The following is a 26,539-nucleotide window of genomic DNA, read 5'->3' on the forward strand; positions in this document are numbered from 1 at the left end:
CAGATTGACCGGCATACCCGAGCATTGAGCGGCGTACGGAATCACATGAATTCGGTACGCCGCTCAATGCATTGGTATGCCGCTCGATCGAAGGGTCAGCGGGTGGGGTCGAACGGCAGCAGTTCGGGTGGCGTGATGCCGGTGACCATCTGCTCGGCCAGCAGCTGACCGGACAACGGGCCGAGGGTGATGCCCCACATGCCGTGGCCGCCGTTGGAGAACACCCGCGGCACCCGGGTCGGGCCGACCAGGGGCAGCCCGTCGACGGACACGGGGCGGCCGCCGACCCAGGTGTCCTGCCGGTCGTCCCAGTCGACACCGGACAGCAGTGGCTTGCCGTTCTTGACGATCGCGTCTACCCGCTCCACGTGCAACGGTTCCTCGGTGCCGGCGAACTCCATGGTGCCGCCGATCCGCAACCGGTCACCCAACGGGGTGCACGCGATCCGCTCGAACGGGAAGTAGACCGGGCACGGCACCGGCCGGTTCGCCGGGTCGGTGACGCCGACGGAGAAGCTATAGCCGCGTCCGGCGCGGACCGCGGTCTTGACGCCGCACACCTTCGCCAGCTCCGGCAGCCAGGCACCGGTCGCGAGCACGACGGCGTCACCGGAGATCGGCTCCCCGCTGACCATCTCCACCGTCACGCCGCCCGGGCCGTGCCGCAGGGCACGTGCGTTGGAGCCGATCACCATCCGGCCACCACGCTGCGCGACCGCGTCGGCGAGCGCGTTGACGTAGGCGGGCGGGTCGATGAACCGTTGCCCACCCAGCCGGATGGCCTTCTCCACGTCGTCGCTGACGATCGGCAACTCAGAGCGCAACGTGGCGTTGTCGACCTCGGTGGCCTCCAGCTCCAGGCCGGCCTCGCGGATCAGTTTGATCTCGTGCTCCAGCCCGGCTGCGTCCTCCGCGCGGCGGAACGCCGCCATGATCGGCGCGTCGTGGGACGTCGCCTCGACGCCGTGGTCCTCCAGGAACTGGAACGCCTCGATCGCGCGCCGGTTCACCGGCACGAACTTGTCCATCGTGCGCTTCCACTGACCCGGGGTGCACCGGCGTGCGAAGCCGAGCAGGAACGCCGCCAGCTTGGGGTCCGGCTTCATCGGGATGTACAACGGCGAGTCGGCGTCCAGTAGCGCCTTCAGGCCGTACTTGATCACCGACGGGTCCGACAGCGGCACGCACAGGCCCGGCGACACCCAGCCCGCGTTGCCCCACGAACTGCCCGCCGCGACACCGGACCGCTCGACGACGGTCACCTCGACGCCGCGCTCCTGCAGGTGCCAGGCGGTCGCGAGACCCACCATTCCCGCACCGACGACCACCACATGCGGAGTGCCCTGACCCTTAGCGGGCCGAAGCGGTTCGAGCGCCATTGCCAACCTCATTCTTTCAACCGACAGCGCTACATTTCAGCACGTCTCACAGCCAGGGTGGGTGCCGTCACTGCAGATCTTCAACGGGTGGGCGCAACGGATGCATTTCCTCCAACCGAACCGTCGGATAGTGTCCCTGGCATGGAGGATGTACGACCGCGAAAGGTGACGTCGGACACAGCGATCGACGACATCGACCGGCGGCTGCTGCGAGCACTGTCCGACGACGCCCGGCTCTCCAACAGCGCGCTCGCCAAGAAGGTGGGGATCGCCGCCTCCACCTGTCACTTCCGGGTGCGACGGCTGGTCGACCGCGGTGTCATCCGTGGTTTCCGCCTCGACATCGCTCCCGAAGCGCTGGGTTACGGCATACAGGCGCTCGTCGCAGTGCGGCTCCAGCCGACCGCCCGGGGGCAGGTAGCCACCTATGCGGCCGGTCTGGCGCGGCTTCCCGGTGTCCTGAACGTCTACTTCCTCGCCGGGATCGACGACTTCGAGGTGCACGTGGCAGCCGCATCGGCCGACGACCTGCGCGGCTTCGTGACGAACCTGAGCAAGGCGCGCGAGGTCGCGAGCACGCAGACCAGCCTGATCTTCGAGCACACCGTCGGATCCGTCGGGATCGTCTGAGCCAGCGGCACAACGACCCCGTGCGTGGACAGATGCACCTACCACTCGACTGTCCCGTCGGCATTGCGGAAGGACCCGGTGAGGCCGTCATCCGCCAGGGTGGCCAGCTCGACGATGACGGCCGCGCCGTCGGCGGCGGACCGGGTGACGCCGGGGAAACCAACCGTGAAGTCGGTCGCACACGGGCCCGGGTCGGCGGAGTTGACCAGGATCCCCTCGCCGCGCAGCTGCTTGGCGTACTGGACGGTGACCTGGTTCAGCGCTGCCTTGGACGGCGGGTAGGCGACCGACCCCGGGATGGCCGCGAAGTAGCGGTGGGGGTCGCTCATCCGATCCAGCGAGCCGACGCTGGACGAGACGTTGACGATCCGCCCGTGTCTCGATCGGCGCAACAGCGGCAGCATGGCTTCGGTCACGGTGATCACGCCGAAAACGTTGGTCTCGAAAACCGCACGTACCACTGCGAGTTCGGCGCTCCCGGCGACCTGGGCGCGGCGATCGCCGGCGATGCCGGCGTTGTTGACCAGCACATCCAGTGTGCCGTGTCGCTCGGCGATCCAGTGTGCGGCACTGTCCACCGTGTCTTGTTGCGTGACATCGAGCGAAACGACCTCGACCGGCTGCGCGAGCCGACCCGATCTCGCCAACGCCGACTCGGCCCGCTGCGGGTCCCGGGCACCGATCAGGACGGTCGCGCCAAGCTCGGCAAGCAGCCGGGCAGTGGCCAGCCCGATACCTCGACCGCCCCCGGTCACCAGGACCACCCGGCCGGACATGTCGATCATCTTCACCCCACCTCTCTCATTCGGCCGCCGCGGGCGAGCTGTCGGAGCCGGCTGCCAACACCCCGGCCGTCATCACCAGTCCCATCCCCGCCCAGGTCATGGTCGTCAGGCTCTGCCCGAGCACGAGCCGGCCGGAGAGCGCACCGACCGCCGGGTCGAGTGCGAGCAGGACGCCCGCTTGGCGTGCGCCGAGCCGATGAATCGCAAAGGCGTCCAGGCTGTATGCCGCCGCGACGCCGACCAGTGCCGAGGCCAGCACCCGACAGGTCACCGTCGCCGACAGATCGGGCACCGCGGGCAGGATCAGCGGTAGGTCCACCAGCGTCGCGACGACGAAGGCCAGCGCAAGTCGGCTCAGATCGGGTGAACCCGTCCTGGCCTGCAGCAGCACGTAGGCCGCGAACGCTGCGGCGGTGACGAGCCCCGAGGCCAGGCCGGCCGAGGTCACCTGCACCGTGCCACCGCCCAGTGCGACGACGCGCCAGGGCGATGCCGCCCGCCGCCACGTGGCGCGCACGGCGGCTGCCCAGGACGCCGATTGCCAATGGCCCCAACAGTTCCAGGGCTGTGGCGGGACCCTGCGGGATGAGCGAGAGCGTCACGTAGGAGGCGCCCGTCATACCGGCGATCGCAACCCCCAGGGCGAGCGTGCCCAGCCAGTAGCTGCGGGGATGCCCGGTGAGCCGCGGTCTGGTGAGGAGCAGCAGGAGGAGCGCGGCGAACACGAACCGCAGTCCGCTGGTGGGCAGCGGGCCGAGTGCCGTGAACGCCGGAACGGCGATGGCGGCACCGAACTGGAAGCAACCGGAGGCGCCCACCAGGGCGACAGCACCGGCCGATCGGCGCTGCAGCCCCGAGGCCGGGGAGAGCATCACCGACACGCAGCCTCCACCGACCCGAGCTCGGTGCCTCGCTGGGCCACGGCGACCCTCCCCGCGAACTGTCGTTCCGCGGCCCGCTGTGCATCCAGCGGATCCGTGCCCGGCATCAGGTGTGTGAGCAGCAGTGTCCGCACCCCGGCCCGGGCCGCCTGGATTCCGGCCGATCGTGCCGTGCCCAGCAGACCCACGGAGTCCTCCGGTGGGTCGTCGACGTAACTCGAATCGCAGACGAACAGGTCTGCGCCCGTTGCGAGTTCAGCCAAGGCGTCCGTCGGGCCGCAGTCCCCGGAGTAGGCGACGGCGACCTCGCCGCCGGAGATGCGCACCCCCGCGTTCGGCGTCCAGTGCGGCAGCAGTCGCGTCTCGACCGTCAAACCGTCCACCTCCCATCGTTCGCCGGGATCGAACTCGTGCAGGTCGATGGCGTCGTCGAGCATGCCGGGCCGGTCCAGCGCGAGCACCGCATCGAGTGCACCCGCCGGGGCGAACACGCGCAGCGGCGGCACGGCTTCCTCGCCCAGCCACCGCGCTCGCAGCAGCGGGTTGAGATCGGCGCAGTGGTCGGGGTGACCGTGGCTGACGAAGACGGCGTCGATGCTGCCGGCCGGGCACCGGGTCAGCAGCTCGGGCAGAGTCGAGTAAACCGGGGTCGATCAGCAGCCGGACGCCCGCGAATTCGAGCAGATACCCCGAGCAGCCCCCGGCCGCCGTGGGATACGCATCGTTTCCCCCGAGTACGGTCAGGGTCGCGGTCTCGTTCTGCATCCACCGAACCTATGGATCGTCGCTCGGGCCTGGGAAATAGATATTCGGTATGCGTTGAGAGGTAACGGCTCTGGCTGTGTCCTCTGAATGGTGGCGGCGTGTTGTTAGCGTGGCGGTGATGGATGGTCGGGCACTGTCTCGTGCGTATTTCGAAGACGTGGTGGCGCCGCTGCTGGCGCGCCGGTTCCCTGGGCTGCGCTACGCCGCCGCGCGACTCGGCACCGGGTCGGACGTCCTCGGCTTCGACGATGCGGTGAGCCAGGACCACGACTTCGGCTTACGGCTGACCCTGCTCACTCCTCACGACCGGATCAACGAGGTCGTCGAGTCCCTGGACGCCGAGTTGCCGGCGGACTACCGTGACTGGCCCACCCGGTTCTCCACGAGCTGGGCGCGCGATGCCCGGCCGCAGATCGAGGTCACGTCGGCGAGTGATTTCGGTCGGTCCCGTCTCGGGGTGGACGCCACCGCCCCGCTGTCGGTGACCGACTGGCTGTCGTTGACCGGCCAGGCGGTGCTCGAGGTCACCGGCGGACCGGTCTTTGCGGACGGGGCGGGTGAACTCACCGCGATGCGGCAGCGTCTCGAGTGGTATCCGCACGACCTGTGGTTGCACCTGCTCGCCTGCGACTGGACCCAGGCGGGGGAGGAGCTGTCGTTCGTCGGGCGGTCCGCGTCCCGCGGCGATGACCTCGGATCCCGTGTGTTGGCAGGGCGATTGGCACACGTGGGAATGCACCTGGGCTTCCTCCTGGAGCGGCGCTGGCCGCCATACAGCAAGTGGCTCGGCACTGCGTTCGCGCGGCTGCCGCGTGCCTCGGCGGCCCTGCCCGGCTTCCGGGCCGCCGTGGCCGCACCGACCTGGCAGGAGCGCGAGGACGGTCTGGCGGAAGGGTTCGCTGCACTCGGCCGGCTGCAGGGCGAGCTCGGCCTGCCGGCGACCGAGCCGGTCACCGTCCCGCACTTCGACCGGCCGTTCCGGCGGGTGGCCGACATCGCGCGACTCCTGCTCGAGGAGATCGTCGATGCCGACGTCCGGGCGCTGCCGTACGGGGTCGGGAACATCGAGCAGGTCAGTGCCGCGACCAAGGTACTGGTGGATGCACGACGCCGGCGCGACCTGATGAGCAGCCTCACCACCGGCGGAGCCGGTTAATTGCCCGAATCGCTTGCCGAGCGAGTGTGATCTGCGGTACTCCTGACCTTGTCCGTCGCTGGTCGAAAGAACGTTGATCCTCCGGCCTCGGGCTCGGCCGTCCCGCGCCTGTGCGGGCCGACCGATTTTCGCGCCGCAATGGTTGCGGATGCGCAAGCGAGCGGTCCGCTGGGCCGCGCGTAAAGGGGGACGTCATGAAGCGACGGTTGATGGTCACTTTGGTGGCTGGATCAGTAACAGTGACAGGCATGGTCGCCGGACCGGCGAGTGCGACCGGGACGCGCACGGACGGGGTGAACACGTCACAGGCGCAGTCGCTGCGCACCGCGTTGCGGAACGGCACACTGGCACGGACGGCCGGGAAGACCGATGTGTGCTCCGTGCACCGGTTGCGCTGCCAGGCCGAGATGCTGACCGTGTCGAAGAAGTCGAAGACGCCGATCCGGCAGTCGCTCGGCACCACGGTCGGGCCGATGACGATGGCCCCGCCGATCGGCTACGGCGCCAAGGAGTTGCAGAAGGCGTACGGCCTCACCAACGCCTCCTCGCGGACCGGCACGATCGTGGTGATCGGCGCCGGCGCGTACCCCACGTTGGAATCGGATCTGGCCATCTACCGGTCGGCATACCACCTGCCGGCGTGCACGAAGGCCAACGGTTGCTTCCGGCAGATGAACTACCTGGGTGGTGCGCCGTACAAGCCGGCCAAGGGCGGCGACATGCAGTATGGCGAGGAAGAACTCGCGGTGGAGACCGCGCTCGACGTGGACATGGCGTCGGCCGCGTGCCCGAAGTGCCGCATCATCTCGATGCAGGTGCCGGTGATCGACGGGTTCTACGGCACCACCAAGCAGACCCACAACGCGATCCTGCACTTCGCCACCGGTGTCCGCACCGCCAAGAAGCTGGGCGCCGACGCGGTCAGCATCAGCTACGGCTACCCCACGGACAAATACTCCGACAAGGGGAAGATCGCCACGCTGATGCGGCAGCCCGGGATGGCGATCGTGTCCTCCTCGGGTGACGACGGCTTCATGTTCGAGGAGGGTCAGTGGCCGCAGAGCCTGCGGACGGTCACCTCGGCGGGCGGGACCTCGCTGTATGTCGACAAGAGCGCCAAGCGCGGCTACCGCGAGGTCGCCTGGAACGGCGCCGGCAGCGGCTGCACCGACGACCTCGGACCTGCGGTCGGGCAGCCGAAGAGCGTCAGCAAGGCGTGTTACGGGCACCGGGCGGCCAGCGACATCTCGGCGGTCGCCGACCCCTACACCGGGGTGGCGGTCTACGACAGCTACGCGCCCTACACCGGGATGCCGTACGGCTTCATCGTGGTCGGCGGGACCAGCGCCTCGTCACCGTTCCTTGCCGGTCTCTACGCTCGCGCACCGCGCAACAAGTCCATCATCGGCCCGAACACCGTGTATGCCGCGCCGAGTTCGGCATTCCACGACGTGACGATCGGGACCAACTTCGGCGTCGGGATGTGCAAGGCGATGGGCTACCGCAACAACCTGTGTGACTCCGCGGTCGGCTGGGACGGACCCACCGGGCGCGGCACACCGGCCGGGCTGAAGGCCTTCAAGCACTGACCGACGTTCGTCCCCGTCAGGCGCGCAGGACGATCTTGCCCTCGACCCGGCCGCTCTCCAGGGCGCGGTGAGCCTCCGCCACGTCGGCGAGGTCGAAGACCTCGTCGACGGCCGGGACGAGGTGCCCCTGGGCGGCGAGCCCGGCGATGGCTTCCAGCCAGGCTCGCTCGGTGCGGACGTGGGTCAGGGCGAGCCGGACACCTGCGGCCGCGGCGGCGTCGGCGACCGTGTCGGCGCCGCCGCCGAGCCCGACGAGCACCCCACCGCGGCGGGTCGCGCGCACGGCGAAGTCCTTGGACCCGGGTGCCAGGCTGAGGGTGACGTCGGCCGGGTCGGCCTCGAGCGCAGTCATCGCGGCGGCGTCGCGGAAGTCGACGGTCACGTCGGCGCCGAGCTCACGCAGTCGGTCGAGCTTGGTGGCGGCGTCGATGGCGATGACGGTGGCGCCGAGATGGTGTGCGATCTGCACGGCGAGATGACCGACACCGCCCGCGGCGCCGCTGATCAGCACCCGCTGTCCAGGTTGCACAGTCGTGGTGTCGGCCAGCGCCTGCCACGCCGTCATCCCGGTCAGCGGTAGCGCCCCGGCCTGCTCGTCGGTGAGCGTGTCGGGGGTGGCGATCAGGTGGTCGGCCGGAGCGACGGTGTGCTGGGCGTAGGTGCCGCCTGCGGCCGGAAAGCGGATGAGGCCGAATACGCGCTGGCTCGCGGTGAGGTCGACGACGTCGCTTCCGACGGCTTCGACGGTTCCGGCCACGTCCGAGCCCGGGGTGTAGGGCAGGGTCACCGCGCCGGCTGCCGCCATACCACCGCCGGTACGGGTCATCGCATCGATCACGTTGACGCCGGCGTAGGCGACGCGCACCAGGACCTCGTCAGGCCTTAGATCTGCGGCGGTCGGGGTCGGGACGTCGGTGAGTTCGAGGACCTCCGGGCCGCCGAAGCGGCGCTGCACGACGGCTGCACTCATGGTTGCTTCTCTTCTTTCTGTCGGTTTGTCGGGTCAGGCTTCGGGGACGGTCAGGGTCCGGGCCGCTGCGGACGCGGTGCGGCTGCTCAGGCGTGGTGGACGGAGATGTTCACGTCGAAGGTGCCGAACAGCTCGGCCAGCTGGAACATCAGCCGCGAGGACATCTCCGAGCCGCGGGCCGCAGTGATGTCACCGAGGTCGATCAGCGACGTCTCGGGCCGCCGGTTCCGATGACAGCGATCTTCATAACCTCGATTCATAGTTCCAACGGTCGCGTTGGATTTGACGGTAGTACTGTCCGGGAGAAAAGACAACGCCAACGTTGGAGATGAGACTGTGGCCTGGGACACCGAAGGAACCAAACGCAAGATCGTCGACGCGGCCACCGCGCAGTTCGCCCTCACCGGCCCCGCCGGCACGACCATCGAACGCATCGCGAAAGAGGCGGGAGTCAACAAGGAGCGCGTGTACGCCTACTACGGCGGCAAGGACGCGCTGTTCGCGCATGTGCTGGCGGAGCAGATGCGCACCGCGACGGCCTCAGTGCCCGTCCCCTCGACCGGCCCCGACGATGTGGCCGCCTACGCCGGGCGGCTCTTCGACTACCTGGACCAGCACCCCCATCTGCTGCGCCTGCTGCAGTGGGAGGCGCTGACCATCACCGGCGGAGTTCCGGACGAACAGCATCGCCGGGAGATGTATGCCGAGCGCACCGGCGAGCTCGCGCAGGGCCAGGCGACCGGCAATCTGACCTCCAGCTTCGACGCCGATCTGCTGAACGTGCTGATCCTCGGCGTCGTCGGCTACTGGACGATGGTGCCGCAGGTTGCCCGGATGATCGCCGGCCCGAGCGACGGGCCGCACGAGAAGGAGCGGCGCCGTGCGGCCGTCGTCGAGGCTGCGCGACGGCTGGCAACCCCACTGCCGGCGTGAGCCGGCGTGAGGACAGCTGATGACTGAGCGTCCGGCCGGTCGGGAACTGGACGATCAACCCTGGTAGAGCCAGATCCAGTTGTCGTCCGGGTCGGTCACTGCGCTGTCGCGTGGCATGCCTTCGGCGGCGTTGATGGCGACTGCCTCGGCGGCGCCGGCTGTGAGCGCGCGCTCGTGGGCTGCGTCGAGATCGGGCACGGTGAATCCCACTGTGCTGCGGTCGGGTTGGTCGAAGGAGTCGGGCCCGAGCAGGAAGATGAGGAAGAATCCGGGCTGGCCGTACTCGCCGAACAGATAGCCCGCATAGTCGGCGTCGTCGGTATGCCGGACGGTGGTCTCCGTCAGACCGAACGCGTCCCGATAGAACTCGCGCGCGGCTGCGGGGTCGCTGACCCCGATCTTGATCTGCACCGGCGTCAACGTGGTGGTGGGGGTGGGCATGGCGACTCCTTGGGTGGCGTAGCGGGCGGTTTGCTCCAGCTGTCGGGACAGGTGCGCGTGTTGTCGCCGCAGCCTGTCGGCGTGGGAGGCGAGCTTCGTCGTAGTGGCGCAGTGCGTGGGCTGTCAGGCCGGTCAACTTGGCGAACTGGCCCACCGTGAGCGCATCGTCGTCTCGCATGTCACTAGGTTCCGCGTTCGCCCCACCCGAAGGTCAAGGAAGTGACGTGATCAATGCCGGTCCGGCCCCGCCGATGACGTCATCCAGTTATCCACATCCCCTCGTTTCACGGAGGGGATGTGGATAACATTTGAGAGCGAAAAGTGTTGCATATCAGCAAGTTTCGACTATAATCGAACACATGGACGACACGCAGAAAGATGCGATCGACGACGGCAATCCGGTCGTCGACGCATCCACGCTGCGCACCCTCCTGCACGAGGTCGGCGGCGACCTTGCCACCGACGATCCGCTCGCGGAGATCCGCGCCCTCGAAGAACTCAAGAACGCCCTGTGCGCCCGCCAGGCACGACTGGGCGTCCAGGTCCACCAGCGCCAACGCGACAAGGACGCCGCCCGCGGGATCGACCGGGCCACCACCGCACGGTTCGTCGGCTCCCAGATCGCCCTGGCCCAACGCCGCTCACCCCACCTCGGCTCCCGGCTGCTCGGGCTGGCCCACGCCCTCACCGAGGAAATGCCGCACACCTACGCCGCGCTCGCGGCCGGGGTCATCAACGAACGCGACGCCACCGCCCTGGTCGCCCAGACCGCGTTCTTGTCCCGGGAGGACCGCGGGAGTGTGGACGCCGCCCTCGCCGACGACCTCGGGCACACAAGTCACCGCCGCCTGGTCGCCGAAGCGACGAAGCACGCCTACGCCGCCGACCCGCAAGCCTTCGTCCACCGCCGCGCCAAGGCCGAAGCCGACCGGCGGGTCACCCTGCGACCAGCACCGGACTGCATGGCCTGGCTCACCGCGCTGCTGCCGGTCAAAGACGGCGTCGCCTGCTACGCCGCCCTCAAAACCGCGGCCGCCGCACACAGTGACCAACCCCGCGGCCAGGTCATGGCCGACACCCTCGTGCAGCGCGTCACCGGACACGCACCCGCCGACGGCAGTGCCGACATCCACGTCGACCTACTCATCCCCATCGACACCCTCACCGGCGACACCCCCGCCCACGTACCCGACTACGGGCCCATCCCCGCCGACCTCGCCCGCGAATGGGTCAACACCACCAACACCACCAACGACGACACCGCTGCGGAGGTGCGCACCCAGATCCGCCGGATCTTCACCTACCCCGACACCGGCGACCTGATCGGCATGGACTCCCACGCCCGCACCTACCCCGGCCTCCTGGCCCACCTGATCCGGCTACGCGACCACACCTGCCGCACCCCCTGGTGCGACGCCCCCATCAAACACATCGACCACATCCAAGCCCACGCAACAGGCGGCGAAACCTGCGAACGCAACGGACAAGGCCTGTGCGCCCGCTGCAACCAAGTCAAAGAACACCCCGACATCAACATCACCGGCCACGCCGGCGAAACCACCACCACCACCGGCAGCCTCACCACCACCAGCAGACCACCCGCACCACCCGGCATGCCCCCACCGACTCGATCACACGTCGAACGCACCCTCATCGACATCACCTGGCACCACCACATCACCTGGCGACCACGCTGACTCCATCGGGCGATGGCCGAGTGCGCCATACAAGGTGTGCTCAGATGATGTCGCGGCGCCGGAAACCGGTGAAGCCGACGAGGATGAACAGCGCCGCGATCACGAGCAGCCAGAGCAAACCGGCCCAATCCGGTGAACTGGCAGTCACGTTCGGCACGTGGCGCAGTGGGCTGATGTCCAGTGCCCAGTCGGGCAGGTTGAACGTCGGTCCGAGGATGGTGAGTCCGAAGGTCGCCACCACACCGAGCCAGGCGATGAGCCGCCGCGTCGGCACCGCGCCGACGGCGGCGACGGCGATCCCGACCAGCAGCCACACCGCGGGAACGGTCACGACCGCCTGTCGGACCACGTCACCGATGCCGATCGACGAATCCTTGGCCGACGCGACCAGGCCGAGCCCGGTGCCGGCCAGGATCATGGCCAGCGCCGTCCCGCCCAGGGCGACGACGACGTTACTGGCGAGGTAGGTCGACCGGCGCAGCGAACCGGCGAGGAGAGGTTCGACGCGGTAGTCGACCTCCTCGGCGTAGATCCGCAGTATCACCTGCACGCCCATGATCGAGGCGATGATCGCGATGATCTGCAGGATCGTGACCAGGAAGGCGAAGGTGAGGTCACTGGCTCCCGCGCCGCCGGCGGCGAGCACCTGTGACATGGCCGGGTTGTCCTTGAGCAGGTCACCGATCGAGCTGGCGAGGTTGCCGAAGACCAGCCCGAGGCCGGCGAAGGCGATCAGCCAGGTGATCAGCGAGGTGCGGTTCGCCTTGAGCGCGAGTCCCCAGACGTTGCTGGCGAGGCCGGCTCCGCCCGGACCCGGGCGTGGGGCGAGCATGCCCTGCCCGAAGTCGCGCCGCCCCTGGAGCGTGAAGGCGGCAAGGACCAGGAGTATGGCGAGGGCCACCGGCAGCAGCAGCGGCCACGGGTTGTTGTCCGTCCCGGCGCGGGTCTCCTCGAGCCAGCCGAGCGGTGTCAGCCAGGTGGTCCAGCCGTCCGCGCCGCTGGACTCGATGTACCCGCGCAGCACATAACAGATGCCGAGGACGGCGATCGAGATGCTGCTCGCGGTGCGCGCATCGGACCCGATCTGGGCCGCGACCGCCGCGACGCCCGCGAACACCAGCCCGGATGCGGTGAACGTCGCGGCAAGGATCAGGCTCGAGACCATCCCGCCGCCCACCGCGATGGTGATCAGGAAACACACGACGCCGAGCGCGACCGACCCGATGAGCGCGATCAGCAGAGCGACCGCCAGGCGTGAACCACGCGCGAGCACCCCGGACGAGATCAGTTCGGCCTGCCCGGAGTCTTCGTCGGCACGGCTGTTGCGCACCACGGCCAGAATCGCCATCAGCCCCGCGAAGAGCGCACCGAGCTGCCCGGCCCGCCAGGAGTTGAAACCGTCCGCGGTCATCAGGTCGCGAGCCGGCCCGAACAGCAGCGACAGCGCCGGGTTGCCGGCGAGGGTCCTCGCCAGTCCGGATCGGTCATCGGCGCTGGGGAAGATCCACGCGTAGGCCAGGATGGACGAAGCGGACAGGGCCGAGATCAGCGCGACCCAGGGCGCCAGGTTCCGCGCGTCCTGGCGCACCGCGACCGCCAGCAACGGTCGCGCCCCGGTCAGCGGACCAGCAGCACGCTCCACGTCGGCACGCGCGACATCGGTCGCGGTCACGGCACTTGCTCCGGCATCGCGTCTGGTGCGGGCGCCTCACCCGACGGGTCGGCGTCGGAATACTGCTGCAGGAAAAGGTCTTCCAGTGACGGAGGCGACACCGTCAGTGCGTTCAAACCGTGCGGAACAAGCGCCGCCATCGCGGCACCGACCTGGTCCGGGTCGGCGGTGGCGGTCAGGTGCCGGTGCTCGTCGATCGTTGCGTCATACAACCCGGTCAGGGCGGAGACATCGGCCGGCGGGTTGCCCAGCGTCGCGGAGATCGTGACCCGGGTGTGGCCGCGCAGGTCCTGCAGGGTGCCCGTTTCCACGATCCGGCCGCGCCGGATGATGCTGACCCGGTCCGCCAGCGCCTCGACCTCGCTCATGATGTGACTCGACAGCAGGATGGTGCGGCCGTTCGCCTTCTCCTTGGCGACCTCCTCCTGGAAGACGGCCTCCATCAACGGGTCCAGACCCGACGTCGGCTCGTCGAGGATGAGCAGCTCGACGTCGGCGGCGAGAGCGGCGACGATCGCGACCTTCTGCCGGTTTCCCTTGGAGTACTGCCGGCCGCGTTTGGTCGGGTCCAGCTCGAACCGCTCGATCAGCTCGGCGCGACGGGCTGTGTCCAGGCCACCGCGCAGGTTGCCGAGCAGATCGATGGCCTCGCCGCCGGACAGCCCCGGCCACAACACCACGTCGCCGGGGACGTACGCCAGGCGCCGGTGCAGCGCCACGACATCCCGCCACGGGTCCCCGCCGAGCAGTTCCACGGTGCCGGCGTTGGCGCGCAACAGGCCGAGCAGCACCCGGATCGTGGTCGACTTGCCGGCGCCGTTGGGCCCGAGGAAGCCGTGGACCTCCCCACGCGCGACTTCGAGGTCGAGGTGGTCCAGGGCGCTGAACGAGCCGAACTTCTTCACCAACCCCTGGGTGCGTATGGCGGGCCCGCCGGCCTGAGTCTCGTGTGTCATGCGGTGCCTCCGGAGTTGTCGGGGGTGGTGGCAGGAACGTCGAGGTCTCCGTAGAACGCGTGTGTGACCGCGGGGAGCAGGAAGGCGGCGAGCTGGTCACGCGACAGCTCGGCGATCGGCGCGAAGCCGAGCACCTTGCGCGCGATGACGACCCCGAGCAGCTGGGTCATCGCCAGCGATATCCGCAACCGGGTGTCCTCGCTGTCGCGGCCCACGAACGTGGCGATCGGTGACGCCATGACGTGCTGGGTCATGATCTGCCGCAACAGGTCGACCTGCGCGGGGTCGGTCAGCCCCCGGCGCAGCACTGCGAGCATCGCCGGGCCGGTGTCCTCGCCCTCCCAGACGCCCAGGAACGTCTCGATGACCCGCTGCGGGAGGTCTTCGGCAGACCCGTCGCCGATGCGCTCGACGATCTCCTCGGGCCGTATCGGCAGGTCGAGCGTGGCCTGGAAGAGGCCCTCCTTGGAGCCGAAGTAGTGAGTGATCAGAGCCGGATCGACCCCCGCATCGTGCGCGATGGCGCGCACGCTAGATCGGGCGAATCCCTTCTCGGCGAAGAGTTTCCGCGCGCTGTCGACGATCCCCTCCCGGGTGTCGGGTCGTCCGGGGCGGCGTCCCTGGCGCTTGCCGGATGTTGTCGTGGCCATCGAGCCTCATCGTTAATTCCGCAGATGTTGAGTTATTAGTACAGCACTCCGTGGCGGCGATGTCTACGCGTGTTGAATTCAGAGCGGTCGGATCGCGTCGAGAAGCTGCTCCGGCGTTTCCATCTGCGGCAGGTGGCCGGTGCGGTGCAACACCGTGAACGTCGCGTTCGGTATGGCGTCGGCATATGCCGCGCCGTACTCGGCATCGACGATGCCGTCGCTCTCGCCCCAAACGATCTGCACGGGCACGTCGAGGTCGGCGAGGCGACCGGCCAGAGTCGCGTCGACCATGTCCGGGCCCGAATACCGCAACAGTGCCTGAACATCCGGGCTCGGGCCGGTTCCGCCCGTGGTCGGCGGGGTCGGTGCCTTGCTCGGGTCGTGGAAGGAGAGCGCGGCCAGCTGTGCCGGCGTCAGTCCGCGCACGTCGGTGGGTTCGTGGCCTGGGACGGCGAGGCCGATCCCGTCAACGATGACGACTCGGCCGATCCGTGGGTTGCCCAGGAGGGCGATCTCGGCGGCCAGCCATCCGCCGAAAGAATTCCCGACGAGCGTGACATCCGCGAGGTCGAGGTGTTCGACCAATTCGACGTAGGCGGAAGCGAGTTCGCGGGTCGAGGTGAGTGACTCGGCGACCGGTGTTCCGGCGAACCCCGGGTGGGTCGGCAGCAGCACCCGGCTCCGGCTGTGTTCGGCCAGCAGGTTAGCGAAACCGCCCATGGTGCGCGGGCCCCCGCCCCCGTGCAGCAGCAGGAATGTTCCGTCGGAACCGGCGGTGTCATCGACGGTGAACTGCACGTCGGGTCGAGCGGGCAGCGTGATCGTGGTGTGTCGTGCCGCTCGGGTTGCGCGATCTGTCGCAGAAGAAGTCATATAAGGAACCTTAGAGCAGGTTCTTTATATAAACAACCGTTGATACTCTGGAGTGGTGAGTCATTCGCCTGCCGATGTCGCCCTGGCCGTGAAGCGGTTGCAGTACCGACACCACCGTGCACTCTCCAAAGCCCTTGCCCCGCTGGGCCTTTCGCTCGTGCAGTGGGACACGCTGCGGCACCTGCGGCAGCGCCCGGATGCTTCATTGCACGATCTGGCGCTGCTCACGTTTCAGACCGACCAGTCGTTCGGATCGCTGGCGGTGCGGATGGCCGAGCGCGGCCTGATCGAGCGTGTCCCCGGCCCCGGCCGGGCTGTCCGGCACCGGATCACCGACCAGGGCGAGCAGCTGCGGCGCGCGGGGCAGGAAGCCGTGACCGACATCGTGCGGACCTCGTTCGACGGGCTGACCGGCAAGGAGCTCGACCAGCTGGGCGGGCTGCTCGACCGGGCGCTGGGATCGAACCCGTCAGGTGTGTGAACGGCGTTCCTCCAGGTATCAGGCACGCAGCAGGCGACCTTCGACCCGCGGTCACTGGTCACCGCGCAGTACATCAACTGACATCGCCGGACCGTCGGTCTGTCGCAGGGCGGCCACGATCTCGGCCTCCCGCTCGAAGAGGGCAACCAGCTGCGGGTTCAGCACCGGGTCGGTGCCATCGTCGCCGGTCGAGGTGAACGTCTTGGTATGGCGGACCGCGTCCTCGATCTGTGCCAGCTCACCGATCAACACGCGGATGGAACGACCGGCAGCGGCAGGGACCTCAGTGGACATATGAACCTCCGGCAATGGCGGATCCCTCGCCCGCTGGGAGCGAGGGGCATGGGATGCCCCGGCTGCTTGAGGTCATGAACACCGCACCACTCGACCGGGTCGCTGTCAAGGGACCCGGCAGAACCTACGGTCTAGTAACGTCGCATCATGTCCACTGTGACGCCCGCCCGTGCACCCCGCATCACTCCTGGCGACCTGCGTGAATCCGGCGTTCTCGCGTGGACGCTCGCACACCTCGGCGGGCGCCGTAACCACACCGAACCGATCAACCTGTTCCTCGTCCTGGGACGGAACAAGCGGCTCTTCCGGGGCTGGCTGAATTTCGCCGGACGGCTGATGCCGTTCGGTGGCCTGCCGCGGAAGGAGACCGAGCTGGTCATCCTGCGCGTCGCGCACCTGACCGAGTGCGCCTACGAACGCGGACAGCACGAACACATCGCCCGCACAGTGGGACTCAGCACTGCCGAGATCGACCAGACCACTCGGGACGACGCGCCCTGGTCACCGCGTCGGCGCGCCATCCTCGCGGCCACCGACCAACTCGTCATACGGGGTGACCTCGACGACGAGGTCTGGGGTGCGCTGCGTGAGCATCTCGGCGACGCCGACATCATCGAGCTCGTCATGCTGGCCACCCACTACCGGATGCTCGCCACCACCATCCACGCCCTCCGCATCCAGCCGGAGCAACGGACCAGGGACTGACCATGCGCAAGCGCAGCATTGCCGGGCGGCACGCGCTCGTGACCGGCGCGGCCAGCGGGATCGGCCGCGCTGTCGCCGAACGACTCGCCGGCGCGGGTGCGGTGCTGCATCTCACCGATCTGCGGGACGACGGCCTGCAGGGGACGCGTATGGCGATCGAGCAGCGCGGTGGTCACGTGGCGACAGCCGTCGCAGCCGACGTGGCATCCATCGACCAGGTGCGGGCGCTCGCGGACGCCGTCCACGCCCGGACCCCAGCAGTCGACGCAGTGCTCAATGTTGCCGGCATCGCCATCTGGGGGACCGTCGAGCGGATGAGTCACGAGCAGTGGCGTTCGGTCATCGACGTCAACCTGATGGGTCCGATCCACGTGATCGAGTGCTTCGTGCCCGCGATGATCGAGCACGGCCGCCGCGGGCACCTGGTCAACGTGTCGTCGGCGGCCGGGCTGGTCGGGCTGCCGTGGCACGCGGCATACAGCGCAAGCAAATTCGGTGTGCGAGGGGTCTCCGAGGTGCTGCGCTTCGACCTGGCCAGGCACGGCATCGCGGTGACGTTGGTCACCCCCGGGGCGGTCGCCACCCCGATCACCGACAGCCTACAGGTAGCGGGGGTGGACACGACCTCAGCCGACTTCCGGAGGCTGCGGGCCCGCTTCGAACACCACGCTGTTTCACCGGAACTCGCCGCCGAGCGGATCGTCGAGGGCATGCTCCGGCGGCGCTACCTGGTGCAGACCTCGCGGGACATCGCGTTGCTGCACGGGGTGCAGCGCTACGCGCCGCCGGTCTATGCGCTGCTGATGGACGGTGCGAACCGCGTCGTCACCCGCCTCGGACGAAAGCTGTGAGGACCGTCACGGGCAGATCGTGCGGCTGGCGCGCGAGTTGCGCACTCGGACAGCACAACTCACCTACTGTGGACCTGTGCCCACGCTGGGATCGCCCAGGTTTCAGGAGGAGTGACAGATGGCTGCGTTCAAGGACGATCTACGTGATGCGGTGACGCCGCGAGCGTTCATGTTGGTGGTCGGGGTGCTGTTCCTCCAGCTCGCCTTCGTGTTGTCGTATGTCGGAGCGTTCCATTCACCCGAGCCGAACAAGATCCCGGTCGGTGTCGTCGCAGACGCGCAGACCGCGCCGAAGCTCGTCGCGCAGCTGAACGGCATTGACGGTCACCCGGTTTCGGCGAAGGCGATTGGCTCGAAGGCCGAGGCGGTGGACCAGATCAAGGACAACACCATCAACGCCGCCCTCGTGGTCGGCCCGAGCGGGACGGACCAACTGCTGACCTCCTCGGGTGCCGGGTCGTCGGTGCTCGGTGCGGTCGAGGCGGTCTTCCAGCAGGCCGAGGCTCAGCAGGGTCGCAAGCTGACCACACAGGACCTGGTGCCGTTGCAGGCCCACGACGCCCGAGGTCTCACCGGCTTCTACCTGGTCATCGGGTGGATGGTCGGGGGTTATCTCGTCGCATCCCTGCTGGGCGTGGCGGGTGGTGCGCGGCCGGCCAATACGCGGCGCGCCGCCATCCGGCTGGGGTCGTTGGTGCCCTACGCGATCGTGTCCGGTCTCGGCGGCGCGATCATCGTCGACCCGGTGCTGGGCGCGCTGACCGGGCACTTCATGGCACTGTGGTGGCTCGGCGCGCTCATCGTCTTCGCCTCGGCCGCGGCAACCACGGCGCTCCAAGTGCTGTTCGGCATCGTCGGCATCGGTCTGGCCGTCCTACTCTTCGTGGTGCTCGGAAACCCCAGCGCCGGAGGGGCTTTCCAACTCCATCTGCTGCCACCGTTCTGGCGCGCGATCGGCTACATCCTGCCCACCGGCGCCGGTACGGACGCGGTCCGGCGCATCGTCTACTTCGGCGGTGCAGGCATCGGCGGGCACGTGCTGACGCTCGCCCTGTGGGCGGTCATCGGCACCGCCGTCGCGCTCGGCGCGGCCGCCGCCCTGCGCCGCAACGGTGAGACGGTCGAGGGCGAGCCGACCAGCGCTGCGTGAGGCGGCCGGACTCCCACGACGGGAGTCCGGCCGCTCCGTGGTGCAGGCGGGTCAGACCGGCAGCGAGGGCAGCACCGCCTTCGCCATGGCCTGGGCACCGGCTGCCAGGTCGTGGAAGTCGTAGCTCAGGTGCAGTTGCTCGGCGTTGCCCTGGAACACCACGTCCGCGTCGAGGGTCACCGAACCTCCCGAGGTGGCATCCAAGGTGCCGGTGAACGATGCCGACCTCACGTCGACCAGGCTGTCGATGCCGTGCGCCGCGATGTAGGCGCTGACCGCCGCGACGGCGCCGATCGCCCCGTTCAGTTGGGCGAGAGCGGCATTCGCTGCCTCGAGCGCCAGGTTGGCGGTGCCCAGTTGCTGCTGGAACGCGTCGACCGCCTGGCTCGCTGCCGAGATGAGGGCGGAGGTCGCCTGCTGCGCGGCGGACAGGGCGCTCTGCGCGCCCTGCAGGGCCGTGCGCGCCGCGGCTTCGGCGCCCGCGAGCGTCAGGATCCGCGGGTCCTGGTCGATGGGGTAGTTCGCCTGCGCGGCCAGCGCGGTATTGACCGCTTGCTGTGCCGTCTGCAGCACACCGGCGGCAGCCGCCAGTGAACCGCGCAGACCCTGCAGCGTCACCTCGAAGTCGGCGATCTGAGCTCCACGCCACCCGACCTCGGCGCCCAGTTTCGTCCATCCCCACGCCTTGTCGTACCAGGCCAGGTTGTCGTACCAGTTCTTCCACCAGTCGATCTCACCGTTCAGCCGGTCGATCTGCGCCTGCTGCCCGCTGATCTGCCCGTTGAGCGCGGAGACCGCGGCCTGCGCGGAGGCGAGCTTCTGTTGCAGGTCCCGCAACTTGGCGGCTGCGGCATCCCGCTCGGCCTGGATCTGGGCGCGCGTGGTGGCGATCTGAGCGTCGACCGCACCCAGCGCCTGCTGGGCCTGAGCCAACTGTGCGGACAGCCCCTGAAGCTGGGCCTGGGCGTCAGCCTGCTTCTTCGCCAGGTCGGACTGGGCGGACTGCACCGATGCGGTGAACCGCTGGACGTCCGCCTGAGCGGCAGAGACGCTCTGCTGCGCGCCCACGATCCTGGCCTGCGCGTCGGCGCCGGCCTGCTGCAGCACGGCAGCTGCCCGCCTGGCCAGATCGGACAGGAAGTCCTGCTGCATGTCGGCGTGCACCATGAAGCCCGCCCCGGACTGCAGATTGCCGCCGTAGCTGTGCACACTCGCCGAGAACAGCTCGAAAACTCTTCCGGCGCACCGGAAATCAAAACCGGAGTCCGACAATGAGACCGAGGCGCCCGCGGTGACTCCGAGCAGGTTGACCTGACCGTCGAAGGCGATCTTCGGCACTGCCGCCGTCGTGACTTCGATGTCCAGGTCCGGGCCATCCTTCGGGTCGGTGCCGGTGAGGGAGAAGACGTCGCCGACGACGACCGGCGACAGGGAGCCGCTGGCCTTGACCCCGGTCTGTTGGTCGATCTCGACGTCGGCCTGTGCGGTGAACCCGGACACGTGCAGTTTGCCGCCGACCCGCAGACCCTGCCGGTAGTTGAGCGCGCCGATGGAGGTGTCCTCCGGCACGACATACAGGTCCACATCTTCCAGTGAGATGCCGGCGAGCGTGCCCTGGACGTCGGCCGGGATGTCCGCCGCCACCTCGGACGGGCAGAACGTCGCGACGACATCCATCAGGGACAGGTGGTTGAAGGCCACGATGAGCACACTCTGCGCCGGGTTCTGGGAGTTGAACGAGACAGCCGCACTGCCCTGGAACGCGCCAACGGTCAGCCCACCGGCGATGCCGATGGACGGCACACCCTCGAAGTCGGACCCGATCTGCAGCGAAACATCGGTGAGCGCAATCCCCTTGGCACCGAACGGATCCTGCCAGGTGCCCTTCATCGTGGCGAAGAACGAAATGCCGTTGGGCACGACACTCACCCCGCCGATGAACTCCAGCGGACTGGAGTCGATCGTCACGTCCACGGCGCCGGACACCGAGATCGAGACGTTCTCCGGATCCGGGTGCAGCGCGAACTTCGCGTCCTTCAGGACGACACCGTCGGTGATCGTGATGTCCCCGACGCCGGCGTCGAGCTCCAGGTCGGCCAGTGACGGGCCGATCTCGGCCTTGACGTCCAGGTGCGCCTCGCCGAGGAACTTGTCGGCACCCAGGCCGGACAGGTCGAGCCGGCCGTCGAGCAGCACACCCTCGCTGACACCGGTGCCGGCGACCGGCTGCAGTTCGTCGAAGGTGAACGCGGTGTCGTCGAACGAGGAGATGACGATGAGCGCGTCGGGCAGGTGGACTGTGTCCAGGCCGCTCAGTGCCGGCGACAACGACGAGAACCGGTAGTCGTCGTCCAGCTCGATGCCGACCGCGAAGCCCCATGACGTGCCCTTACGGACGACGGCCTGCACCCGCTTGAAGCCGGGACCGGTTGCCGCGAAAGACAGTTCGGCCTTGTCGACGTCGATGGCGAGCATCACGTCGGTCAGCGCCAGCGCAACCAGTTCCGGCGGCAACGCCAACGCGCCGACACTCGCGGCACCGACGACGTCCTGGATCAGCGCGAAGGGCGCGACCTTGCCGATCGTGGCGTGCACAGTGAGGCCACCCGGCACGGCATACGCGATCGGGACGTCGACGCCCGCGAGCCGTACCGTCCCGGACACGGACCCGGTGGATCCGGCGGTGTTGCGGCTGAATTCCACCGCGAGTTCCCCCACGGAGATGCCGTCCGGACCCACCGGAATCGTCCAGTCCGTCGACGACGAGGCGGTGAACGAGACGGCCGAACCGTCGAGGGTGCCGTCCAGCGCACAACCGGTCAGGACGAGGTCCGGCAGGGCCGACGCCACAGTGAGCCCGTATGCCGCGGCCGCCGCCGACACGTCGAGGGTCGCCCCGTCGGCGAGGCCGGCGTGCAGGGACCACGCGCCGGCGCCGGTGACGGCCGGGTCACGGGTGATGCTCACGGCGACTCCCGCGCCGGCGAACACGGCAGTTCCGGTGACGTCGATCGCGGTCCCGTCGGAGGAGCGCGTCAACGCGACCGTCACCGCGAAGTCGTCCAGCTCGACGCCACCGGGGGCCCACGAAGGAACCGCGGACACGGTCAGCTCGCACCCGACGAGTCGGTGCCCGGCCAGATCGACGCTGATCGAGACGCTCGTGACCGCAGCAGACGAGATGGCTCCCGTGAGCGCGGACGGGAGCGAGGACAGGGGATCGCTGGACCCGGCCGCCGCGATGAGCGCACCCACCGTGAGCGTCGACAGGTCCACCCGCACCTGGGCCGGCGAACCGTCCGCCGGCGGCGTCACCTCGACCGTGACACTCGCGGAGCCGACGGTCAGGGTGCCCGTCGTGCCCTGCACCTGCAGGGCGAGCCAGGAGACGCCGGGGAGGCTGAAGACGGTGGCGGGCGCGGTCGGCAACGGTGCCGCGATCGATGAGGACATGGTGGTAGTCATGGCTGAATTCGCTTTCAGGAGAACGCCCTACCGAGGTGGTGGGCTCGTGGGATCCACGATCCGCTGAATCCGCCGGTGAGCCGATGGTGCCGACACGCATCCTTGGCGCGGGGTGCCCGTGCCCCGCCAGGGGGGGTGTAGGCACCCCCACGACGACCCGGGTCCGTCGACCGTCAGTGACCGCCGTCGGCCAGGAACAGCAGCGCGGCGCGCACCCGCGGATGCTGCCGGGTGTCCCCGGTCAGGCCGAGCTTGGCGAAGATCGAGTTGATGTGCTTCTCGACGGCGTGCTGGCTCAACACCAGCTCGGCGGCGACTGCCGCGTTGGTGTGACCCTGCGCTATCGCCGCGAGCACCTGTCGCTCCCGCGGAGTCAGCCGCGCGAGTCCGGCGTCGTCCGATCGCGAGCGCACCTGCACGAGAACCTCGACCACCTTGGGATCGATCGCCGTGCCGCCCGATGCCACCGCGCCGATCGCGGAGGTCAGGTCGCTCAGCGACGCCACGCGTTCCTTGAGCAGGTAACCGCGTCGGTCCGTGCCGTCGCGCAGCAGGACCTTGACGTACCCGGGCTCGGCGTACTGGCTGAGCAGCAGCACGCCCATTCCGGGGTGCGTGCGGCGGCAGTGCTCCGCGATGCGGATCCCCTCGTCGCTGTGGTTCGGGGGCATCCGGATGTCGGTGAGCACCACGTCGGGCGCGTGCTCCTCGATGGCCTCGAGCGCCTCGTCGAATCCGCCGCAGGCGGCGACCACCTCCAGCGCGTCCGAGCCGTCGATCAGCCGCCGGACACCCTCGCGGACGAGGAAGTTGTCCTCGGCATACACCAACCGGACCGGTTTCACGATGATCCGCCCCGGCGGAAGGGGAGCGTTGCGGTCAGAGCGAATCCGTTGTCTCCCAACCGACTTCGCACCTGCCCGTCGAAAGCCTCGATGCGGTCGGTCACCGACTGGATCGCTTCCCGGCACACCGCTTCGCTGGCGCGTGCCTGGAGCGACAGAGTCGGCACAGGACGGTCCGAGACCCGGATGCCGATGCCGGACGCCGAGTGCCGCGCAAGCTGTCCCATCGACGTGACGGCGCAGAAGTACAGGCAGGCGACGACCTCCGCGTCGATCGACGGGCTCCCGTCGCCCGCAGGTTCACCGCCGGCGGTGACGTCGAGCGTGGCATCCACGCCGGTCCGCGCGAGCCACGACTCCAGTGAAGCGGCGAGCCCGACCTCGAGAAGAGTCGGCGGGTAGATCCCCCGGGCGATGGTGCGCAGCTCGTCCAGGGCCAGCTCGGACTCGCGTGCCACCGTCGCGAGCGAGCCGATCCGGGCCGGGCCCGTCCCGTCGCCGAGGGCCGCGAGCGCGGCCGACAGGTGCGTCCCGACCAGAGTCGCGACCTCGGCGCGCATCCGCTCCCGCTCCACCGCGCGCGCCGTGAGCAGGCGATCCCGGGACGCGTGCAGAGCAGCGGTGAGTTGCTCCAGCTCGGACTTGCGCTGCCGCAACTCGACGGTCAGACGCACGGTCGACAGGGCGGCTCCGGCAGGCCGGGCCAACGTGTCGAGCATCCGGCGGTCCCACGACGACAGGACGTTCGTCGCCCGATCATCGTCGACGACGATCTCGCCGAGTGCCGACCCGGTATGCCGTACCTCGACCGCCGTACCAGCGCCGATCGAGGCGGCCGAGGGCGGCCAGGAACATGCCCACGGCTCGCCGTCGGTCAGCCAGAGGCGCACCTCCGCCCGAGACCGGCCGGTGGTGTCACAGGCAGCCTCGGCCACCCGCGGTGCGACCTCGTCGACCGGGAGGGTGGCCGCGAGCTGTTCGGTCAGGTCGCGCATGACGCGATAGCCGTCGGCCCGCCGGCCGAACACAGCTCGCATCGCGAGGCGATCGATCCGGTCGCGCAGCAGCCACAACAGCGCCGCGACGACGACGGTGACGCCGACGATGGCCGCAGCCGGCGGCTGCCCCCTGTGCCCGATCAGCAGGTAGGCGACCGCGGCCGCACCGTAGACGAGGATCGCGACGAGGAAACGCAACGCGGCACGCACGACGGCGAGTCGAAGGGATGTCCGGCGACCGGTGGTCGGCGTCATGTGGCGGCTCCCGTCGTGCGGCGCAGTGGCACCCGGCCGTGCAGCTCGGTGCCACCGCGTGCGCCGGGCACGATCGCCACGTCACCGCCGAGAGCGGCGAAACGGGCGGCCAGTGCAGGCAGACCGCCGGCGGCACCGGACGCGGCCCCTGGCGGGGCGCCTAAGCCGTCGTCCACGACGGCGAAGGACAACCCGTCGGTGCCCGGACCGACCGAGACCAGGACCCTTCGGGCCGCGGCATACTTGACGACGTTCTGCAGACCTTCGACGCACGCGAAGTAGACGGCGGTCTCGACCTCCGCGGGGAGCGGGTCCTCCAACGACCCGAGGTCGACCTGCAACTCGACGTCGATCCCGGTCCGCCCGGCTAGCCGCGCGGACCGTTGCAGTGCGCCGGCGAGACCGAGCCGGCGCAGCGCCCCCGGCCGGCCGTCGCCGCTGAGCTCGCGGATGTCGTGTTGGGCGGTGCGCAGCACCTCGCGCAACGCATCGCGTTCCGGGTGCGGCGACGTCGCCGCGCCGGTGCCGGCCCGCGCACCGATGATGGCGGCCACCAACGCCTGCTGGGCGCCGTCGTGCAGCGCACGTTCGAGGGTATGGCGCTCGGCGTCCTGCGCTGCGACGAGGCGACGCCTGGACTCCGCGAGTGCACGAGCTCTCGCGTCCAGGGCATCGACCTGGTGGGCGAGCGAGGTGGTCAGCGTCGCGTTGTGGACGAGGAGCCCGGCGTGTGCCGCGATCTCCTGCCCGACGGTGTCGTCGGCAGCGGCCAACCGCTCGCCGTGCCGCGTCCGCACGGCCAGCAGCCCGAGCATGATGCCCTGATGACGGACCGGCCATCCGCGGTGCGCGCCGACGAGAGCGGCGAGCGCGTCGGCCGCCGGCTCCCCTGTGGGAACGGCGATCTCGTGGGCAGACGCGCGGGTGGCGGCGACGGGTAGCAGTCGATCTTCGTCGAGCAGCCACAGCTCGGCCGAGTCCGCCCGGGTGGCCGCAACCGTCACCGCCACCAGGTGCTCCAGTTCGGTCGCGGGCGTGAGGTGTTCCAGTGCTTCCGCGAGACTGCGGGTGGCCTCCGCGGGACTCAGCACCTGACCGAAGACCACGCGGTTCGCCCAGGTGCGTGCGGCGGTCCGCAGCGGTTCCAGGAGCACGGCCGCGATCGAGAGTGCCACCGCGGTCACCCACACTCCGCCGTGGGTGAGGTGTCCACCGACGGCGACCGCGAGCACGTACACGGCGCTGAAGGTCAGGGCGAGCAGACCGTAGACCAGGACGCGGCTGAGCAGCCGGTCGATGTCCCAGAGCCGGTAGCGCACCACGCCGGCGAACAGGACGACGGGAACGATCGCGAAGACCGCCGGGAAGAGCCGCTCGACGGCATGCTGGATGCCCGCCGCCTGGTGGGCGTGGCCGGTCAGTGCAGCGGTCGTTCGAGCGCCGAGCCAGAGGAGCGCGACCGCCAGGGCGGGCAGGAGTGCCGCGCACAGCAACCGGGCCGGCGCGCGCTCGGCGGGAGAGTTCTCGGGATCGACGATGCGCATCGCCTGGGCGCCGACCCCGATGAGCGCGACGGCGATGCCGAAGAACACCAGGAAGAACTGCGGGTGATCGAGGAAACTGCTGCGCCAGCACACCACGGCGACCACTGCGGTGCTGAGGACCACCACCACACGAATCAGCCGGGCAGACAATCGAATCCGCCGTGGCAGCGTGCCATCGGGAAAGAGCACGACGGCCCACACGTACGCCACGCCCGAGACGATGTGGAAGGTGAAATGGATGACCGCGATGGGCCACGGCGACCCGGTGAGGTGGAATGCGCGATGGCTGGGCAGGTTGAACGTCGCAGCCGTGCCGAGGAGCGCGAAGGTCAGCAGGCGGGGCACCCGTTCGTCCGGGCGCCGGAGGAACAGCAGGACGCCGAGGGCGAGGTTCAAGACACTGAAGAAGTACTCGACGCCGGTCTGCAAAGGGGTGGTCGAGTCCAGCGCCATATGTGACATGTCCGGGTGCGCGACACGCATCGGGACGAGTCCGAGAGCCAGCCAGACCAGGAGCCCGGACAGGTAGATCACGAACGCGATCCGCACCGCCGGTCGGTCGACCTCGGGCATC

General features: G+C 69.2%; 25 protein-coding genes. 9 read left to right on the forward strand and 16 right to left on the reverse strand.

All coding sequences use genetic code 11. The features are described from left to right. Positions 1-95 precede the first annotated feature (95 nt). A complete protein-coding gene (locus tag FHU39_RS18560; protein WP_183322185.1) occupies positions 96-1,379 on the reverse strand; it encodes an NAD(P)/FAD-dependent oxidoreductase in 1,284 nt (427 codons plus the stop codon). 165 nt (positions 1,380-1,544) lie between these two features. On the opposite strand from FHU39_RS18560, the gene FHU39_RS18565 reads away from it, so the two are divergent. Beyond that, entirely contained in the window at positions 1,545-2,009 is a 465-nt protein-coding gene (locus FHU39_RS18565; RefSeq protein WP_343065997.1) for an Lrp/AsnC family transcriptional regulator, read from the forward strand. Between the two features lie 38 nt (positions 2,010-2,047). Here FHU39_RS18565 and FHU39_RS18570 read toward each other — a convergent pair whose 3' ends face one another. From FHU39_RS18570 to FHU39_RS18580, 3 genes are all read right to left on the reverse strand, one after another. Continuing rightward, complete coding sequence (locus FHU39_RS18570) at positions 2,048-2,794, reverse strand: SDR family NAD(P)-dependent oxidoreductase (protein WP_183322187.1); 747 nt, start codon at positions 2,792-2,794, stop codon at positions 2,048-2,050. Positions 2,795-2,810: 16 nt separating this feature from the next. Next, positions 2,811-3,311, reverse strand: coding sequence for an EamA family transporter (locus tag FHU39_RS18575; protein WP_183322188.1), 501 nt, complete (start codon positions 3,309-3,311; stop codon positions 2,811-2,813). Between the two features lie 354 nt (positions 3,312-3,665). Continuing rightward, positions 3,666-4,307: an MBL fold metallo-hydrolase gene (locus FHU39_RS18580; protein WP_221185723.1), complete on the reverse strand. Its 642-nt coding sequence runs from the start codon at positions 4,305-4,307 to the stop codon at positions 3,666-3,668. A gap of 251 nt (positions 4,308-4,558) precedes the next feature. On the opposite strand from FHU39_RS18580, the gene FHU39_RS18585 reads away from it, so the two are divergent. Both FHU39_RS18585 and FHU39_RS18590 read left to right on the forward strand, forming a co-directional pair. Continuing rightward, the gene (locus tag FHU39_RS18585) at positions 4,559-5,596 is read left to right on the forward strand and encodes a DUF4037 domain-containing protein (protein WP_183322189.1); all 1,038 of its coding nucleotides are present in this window, start codon (positions 4,559-4,561) and stop codon (positions 5,594-5,596) included. 248 nt (positions 5,597-5,844) lie between these two features. After that, positions 5,845-7,185 carry a S8/S53 family peptidase gene (locus tag FHU39_RS18590; RefSeq protein ID WP_183322190.1) on the forward strand — a complete coding sequence of 447 codons (1,341 nt, stop codon included), beginning with the start codon at positions 5,845-5,847 and terminating at the stop codon, positions 7,183-7,185. A 16-nt stretch (positions 7,186-7,201) separates the two neighbouring features. On the opposite strand, the gene FHU39_RS18595 is transcribed toward FHU39_RS18590, so the two are convergent. Both FHU39_RS18595 and FHU39_RS18600 read right to left on the reverse strand, forming a co-directional pair. Further along, the gene (locus FHU39_RS18595; RefSeq protein ID WP_183322191.1) at positions 7,202-8,155 is read right to left on the reverse strand and encodes an NADP-dependent oxidoreductase; all 954 of its coding nucleotides are present in this window, start codon (positions 8,153-8,155) and stop codon (positions 7,202-7,204) included. An 86-nt stretch (positions 8,156-8,241) separates the two neighbouring features. Beyond that, entirely contained in the window at positions 8,242-8,415 is a 174-nt protein-coding gene (locus FHU39_RS18600) for a hypothetical protein (protein ID WP_183322192.1), read from the reverse strand. A gap of 76 nt (positions 8,416-8,491) precedes the next feature. Here FHU39_RS18600 and FHU39_RS18605 point away from each other — a divergent pair, with 76 nt between their 5' ends. Next, on the forward strand, positions 8,492-9,088 hold the full coding sequence (locus FHU39_RS18605; RefSeq protein WP_183322193.1) for a TetR family transcriptional regulator: 597 nt from the start codon (positions 8,492-8,494) through the stop codon (positions 9,086-9,088). Between the two features lie 54 nt (positions 9,089-9,142). Here the strand turns inward: FHU39_RS18605 and FHU39_RS18610 are convergent, their stop codons facing one another. After that, entirely contained in the window at positions 9,143-9,529 is a 387-nt protein-coding gene (locus FHU39_RS18610; protein ID WP_183322194.1) for a VOC family protein, read from the reverse strand. A gap of 359 nt (positions 9,530-9,888) precedes the next feature. Between FHU39_RS18610 and FHU39_RS18615 the strand changes: the two genes are divergently transcribed. Continuing rightward, complete coding sequence (locus tag FHU39_RS18615) at positions 9,889-11,226, forward strand: HNH endonuclease (RefSeq protein WP_183322195.1); 1,338 nt, start codon at positions 9,889-9,891, stop codon at positions 11,224-11,226. Positions 11,227-11,266: 40 nt separating this feature from the next. Here the strand turns inward: FHU39_RS18615 and FHU39_RS18620 are convergent, their stop codons facing one another. The 4 genes from FHU39_RS18620 to FHU39_RS18635 form a co-directional block, all read right to left on the reverse strand. Continuing rightward, entirely contained in the window at positions 11,267-12,898 is a 1,632-nt protein-coding gene (locus FHU39_RS18620; protein ID WP_343066000.1) for an ABC transporter permease, read from the reverse strand. Next, the gene (locus tag FHU39_RS18625; RefSeq protein ID WP_183322196.1) at positions 12,895-13,854 is read right to left on the reverse strand and encodes an ABC transporter ATP-binding protein; all 960 of its coding nucleotides are present in this window, start codon (positions 13,852-13,854) and stop codon (positions 12,895-12,897) included. Before FHU39_RS18625 ends, FHU39_RS18620 begins: the two co-directional genes overlap by 4 nt. Further along, positions 13,851-14,504, reverse strand: coding sequence for a TetR/AcrR family transcriptional regulator (locus FHU39_RS18630; protein WP_183322197.1), 654 nt, complete (start codon positions 14,502-14,504; stop codon positions 13,851-13,853). Before FHU39_RS18630 ends, FHU39_RS18625 begins: the two co-directional genes overlap by 4 nt. A gap of 78 nt (positions 14,505-14,582) precedes the next feature. Continuing rightward, positions 14,583-15,377: an alpha/beta fold hydrolase gene (locus FHU39_RS18635; RefSeq protein ID WP_183322198.1), complete on the reverse strand. Its 795-nt coding sequence runs from the start codon at positions 15,375-15,377 to the stop codon at positions 14,583-14,585. 55 nt (positions 15,378-15,432) lie between these two features. Between FHU39_RS18635 and FHU39_RS18640 the strand changes: the two genes are divergently transcribed. Beyond that, complete coding sequence (locus FHU39_RS18640) at positions 15,433-15,858, forward strand: MarR family transcriptional regulator (protein ID WP_183322199.1); 426 nt, start codon at positions 15,433-15,435, stop codon at positions 15,856-15,858. Between the two features lie 51 nt (positions 15,859-15,909). Here FHU39_RS18640 and FHU39_RS18645 read toward each other — a convergent pair whose 3' ends face one another. After that, positions 15,910-16,152 carry a hypothetical protein gene (locus FHU39_RS18645; RefSeq protein ID WP_183322200.1) on the reverse strand — a complete coding sequence of 81 codons (243 nt, stop codon included), beginning with the start codon at positions 16,150-16,152 and terminating at the stop codon, positions 15,910-15,912. Positions 16,153-16,299: 147 nt separating this feature from the next. Here FHU39_RS18645 and FHU39_RS18650 point away from each other — a divergent pair, with 147 nt between their 5' ends. From FHU39_RS18650 to FHU39_RS18660, 3 genes are all read left to right on the forward strand, one after another. Continuing rightward, positions 16,300-16,857, forward strand: a complete 558-nt coding sequence (locus FHU39_RS18650) for a carboxymuconolactone decarboxylase family protein (protein ID WP_183322201.1) — start codon at positions 16,300-16,302, stop codon at positions 16,855-16,857. A 2-nt stretch (positions 16,858-16,859) separates the two neighbouring features. Beyond that, complete coding sequence (locus tag FHU39_RS18655) at positions 16,860-17,708, forward strand: SDR family oxidoreductase (RefSeq protein WP_183322202.1); 849 nt, start codon at positions 16,860-16,862, stop codon at positions 17,706-17,708. A gap of 118 nt (positions 17,709-17,826) precedes the next feature. Further along, positions 17,827-18,858 carry an ABC transporter permease gene (locus FHU39_RS18660; protein ID WP_221185679.1) on the forward strand — a complete coding sequence of 344 codons (1,032 nt, stop codon included), beginning with the start codon at positions 17,827-17,829 and terminating at the stop codon, positions 18,856-18,858. 51 nt (positions 18,859-18,909) lie between these two features. Here the strand turns inward: FHU39_RS18660 and FHU39_RS18665 are convergent, their stop codons facing one another. From FHU39_RS18665 to FHU39_RS18680, 4 genes are all read right to left on the reverse strand, one after another. Then, complete coding sequence (locus tag FHU39_RS18665; RefSeq protein WP_183322203.1) at positions 18,910-22,323, reverse strand: coiled-coil domain-containing protein; 3,414 nt, start codon at positions 22,321-22,323, stop codon at positions 18,910-18,912. Positions 22,324-22,496: 173 nt separating this feature from the next. Then, positions 22,497-23,168 (reverse strand): response regulator, encoded by a 672-nt coding sequence (locus FHU39_RS18670; protein ID WP_183322204.1) that lies wholly within the window; start codon positions 23,166-23,168, stop codon positions 22,497-22,499. Next, on the reverse strand, positions 23,165-24,421 hold the full coding sequence (locus FHU39_RS18675) for a sensor histidine kinase (protein ID WP_183322205.1): 1,257 nt from the start codon (positions 24,419-24,421) through the stop codon (positions 23,165-23,167). The genes FHU39_RS18670 and FHU39_RS18675 overlap by 4 nt, the downstream gene beginning before the upstream one ends. Beyond that, positions 24,418-26,538, reverse strand: coding sequence for a histidine kinase (locus tag FHU39_RS18680; RefSeq protein ID WP_183322206.1), 2,121 nt, complete (start codon positions 26,536-26,538; stop codon positions 24,418-24,420). Before FHU39_RS18680 ends, FHU39_RS18675 begins: the two co-directional genes overlap by 4 nt. Between the last annotated feature and the right edge of the window lies 1 nt (position 26,539).

The organism is Flexivirga oryzae, assembly GCF_014190805.1.
In the GTDB taxonomy this organism is placed as follows: domain Bacteria; phylum Actinomycetota; class Actinomycetes; order Actinomycetales; family Dermatophilaceae; genus Flexivirga; species Flexivirga oryzae.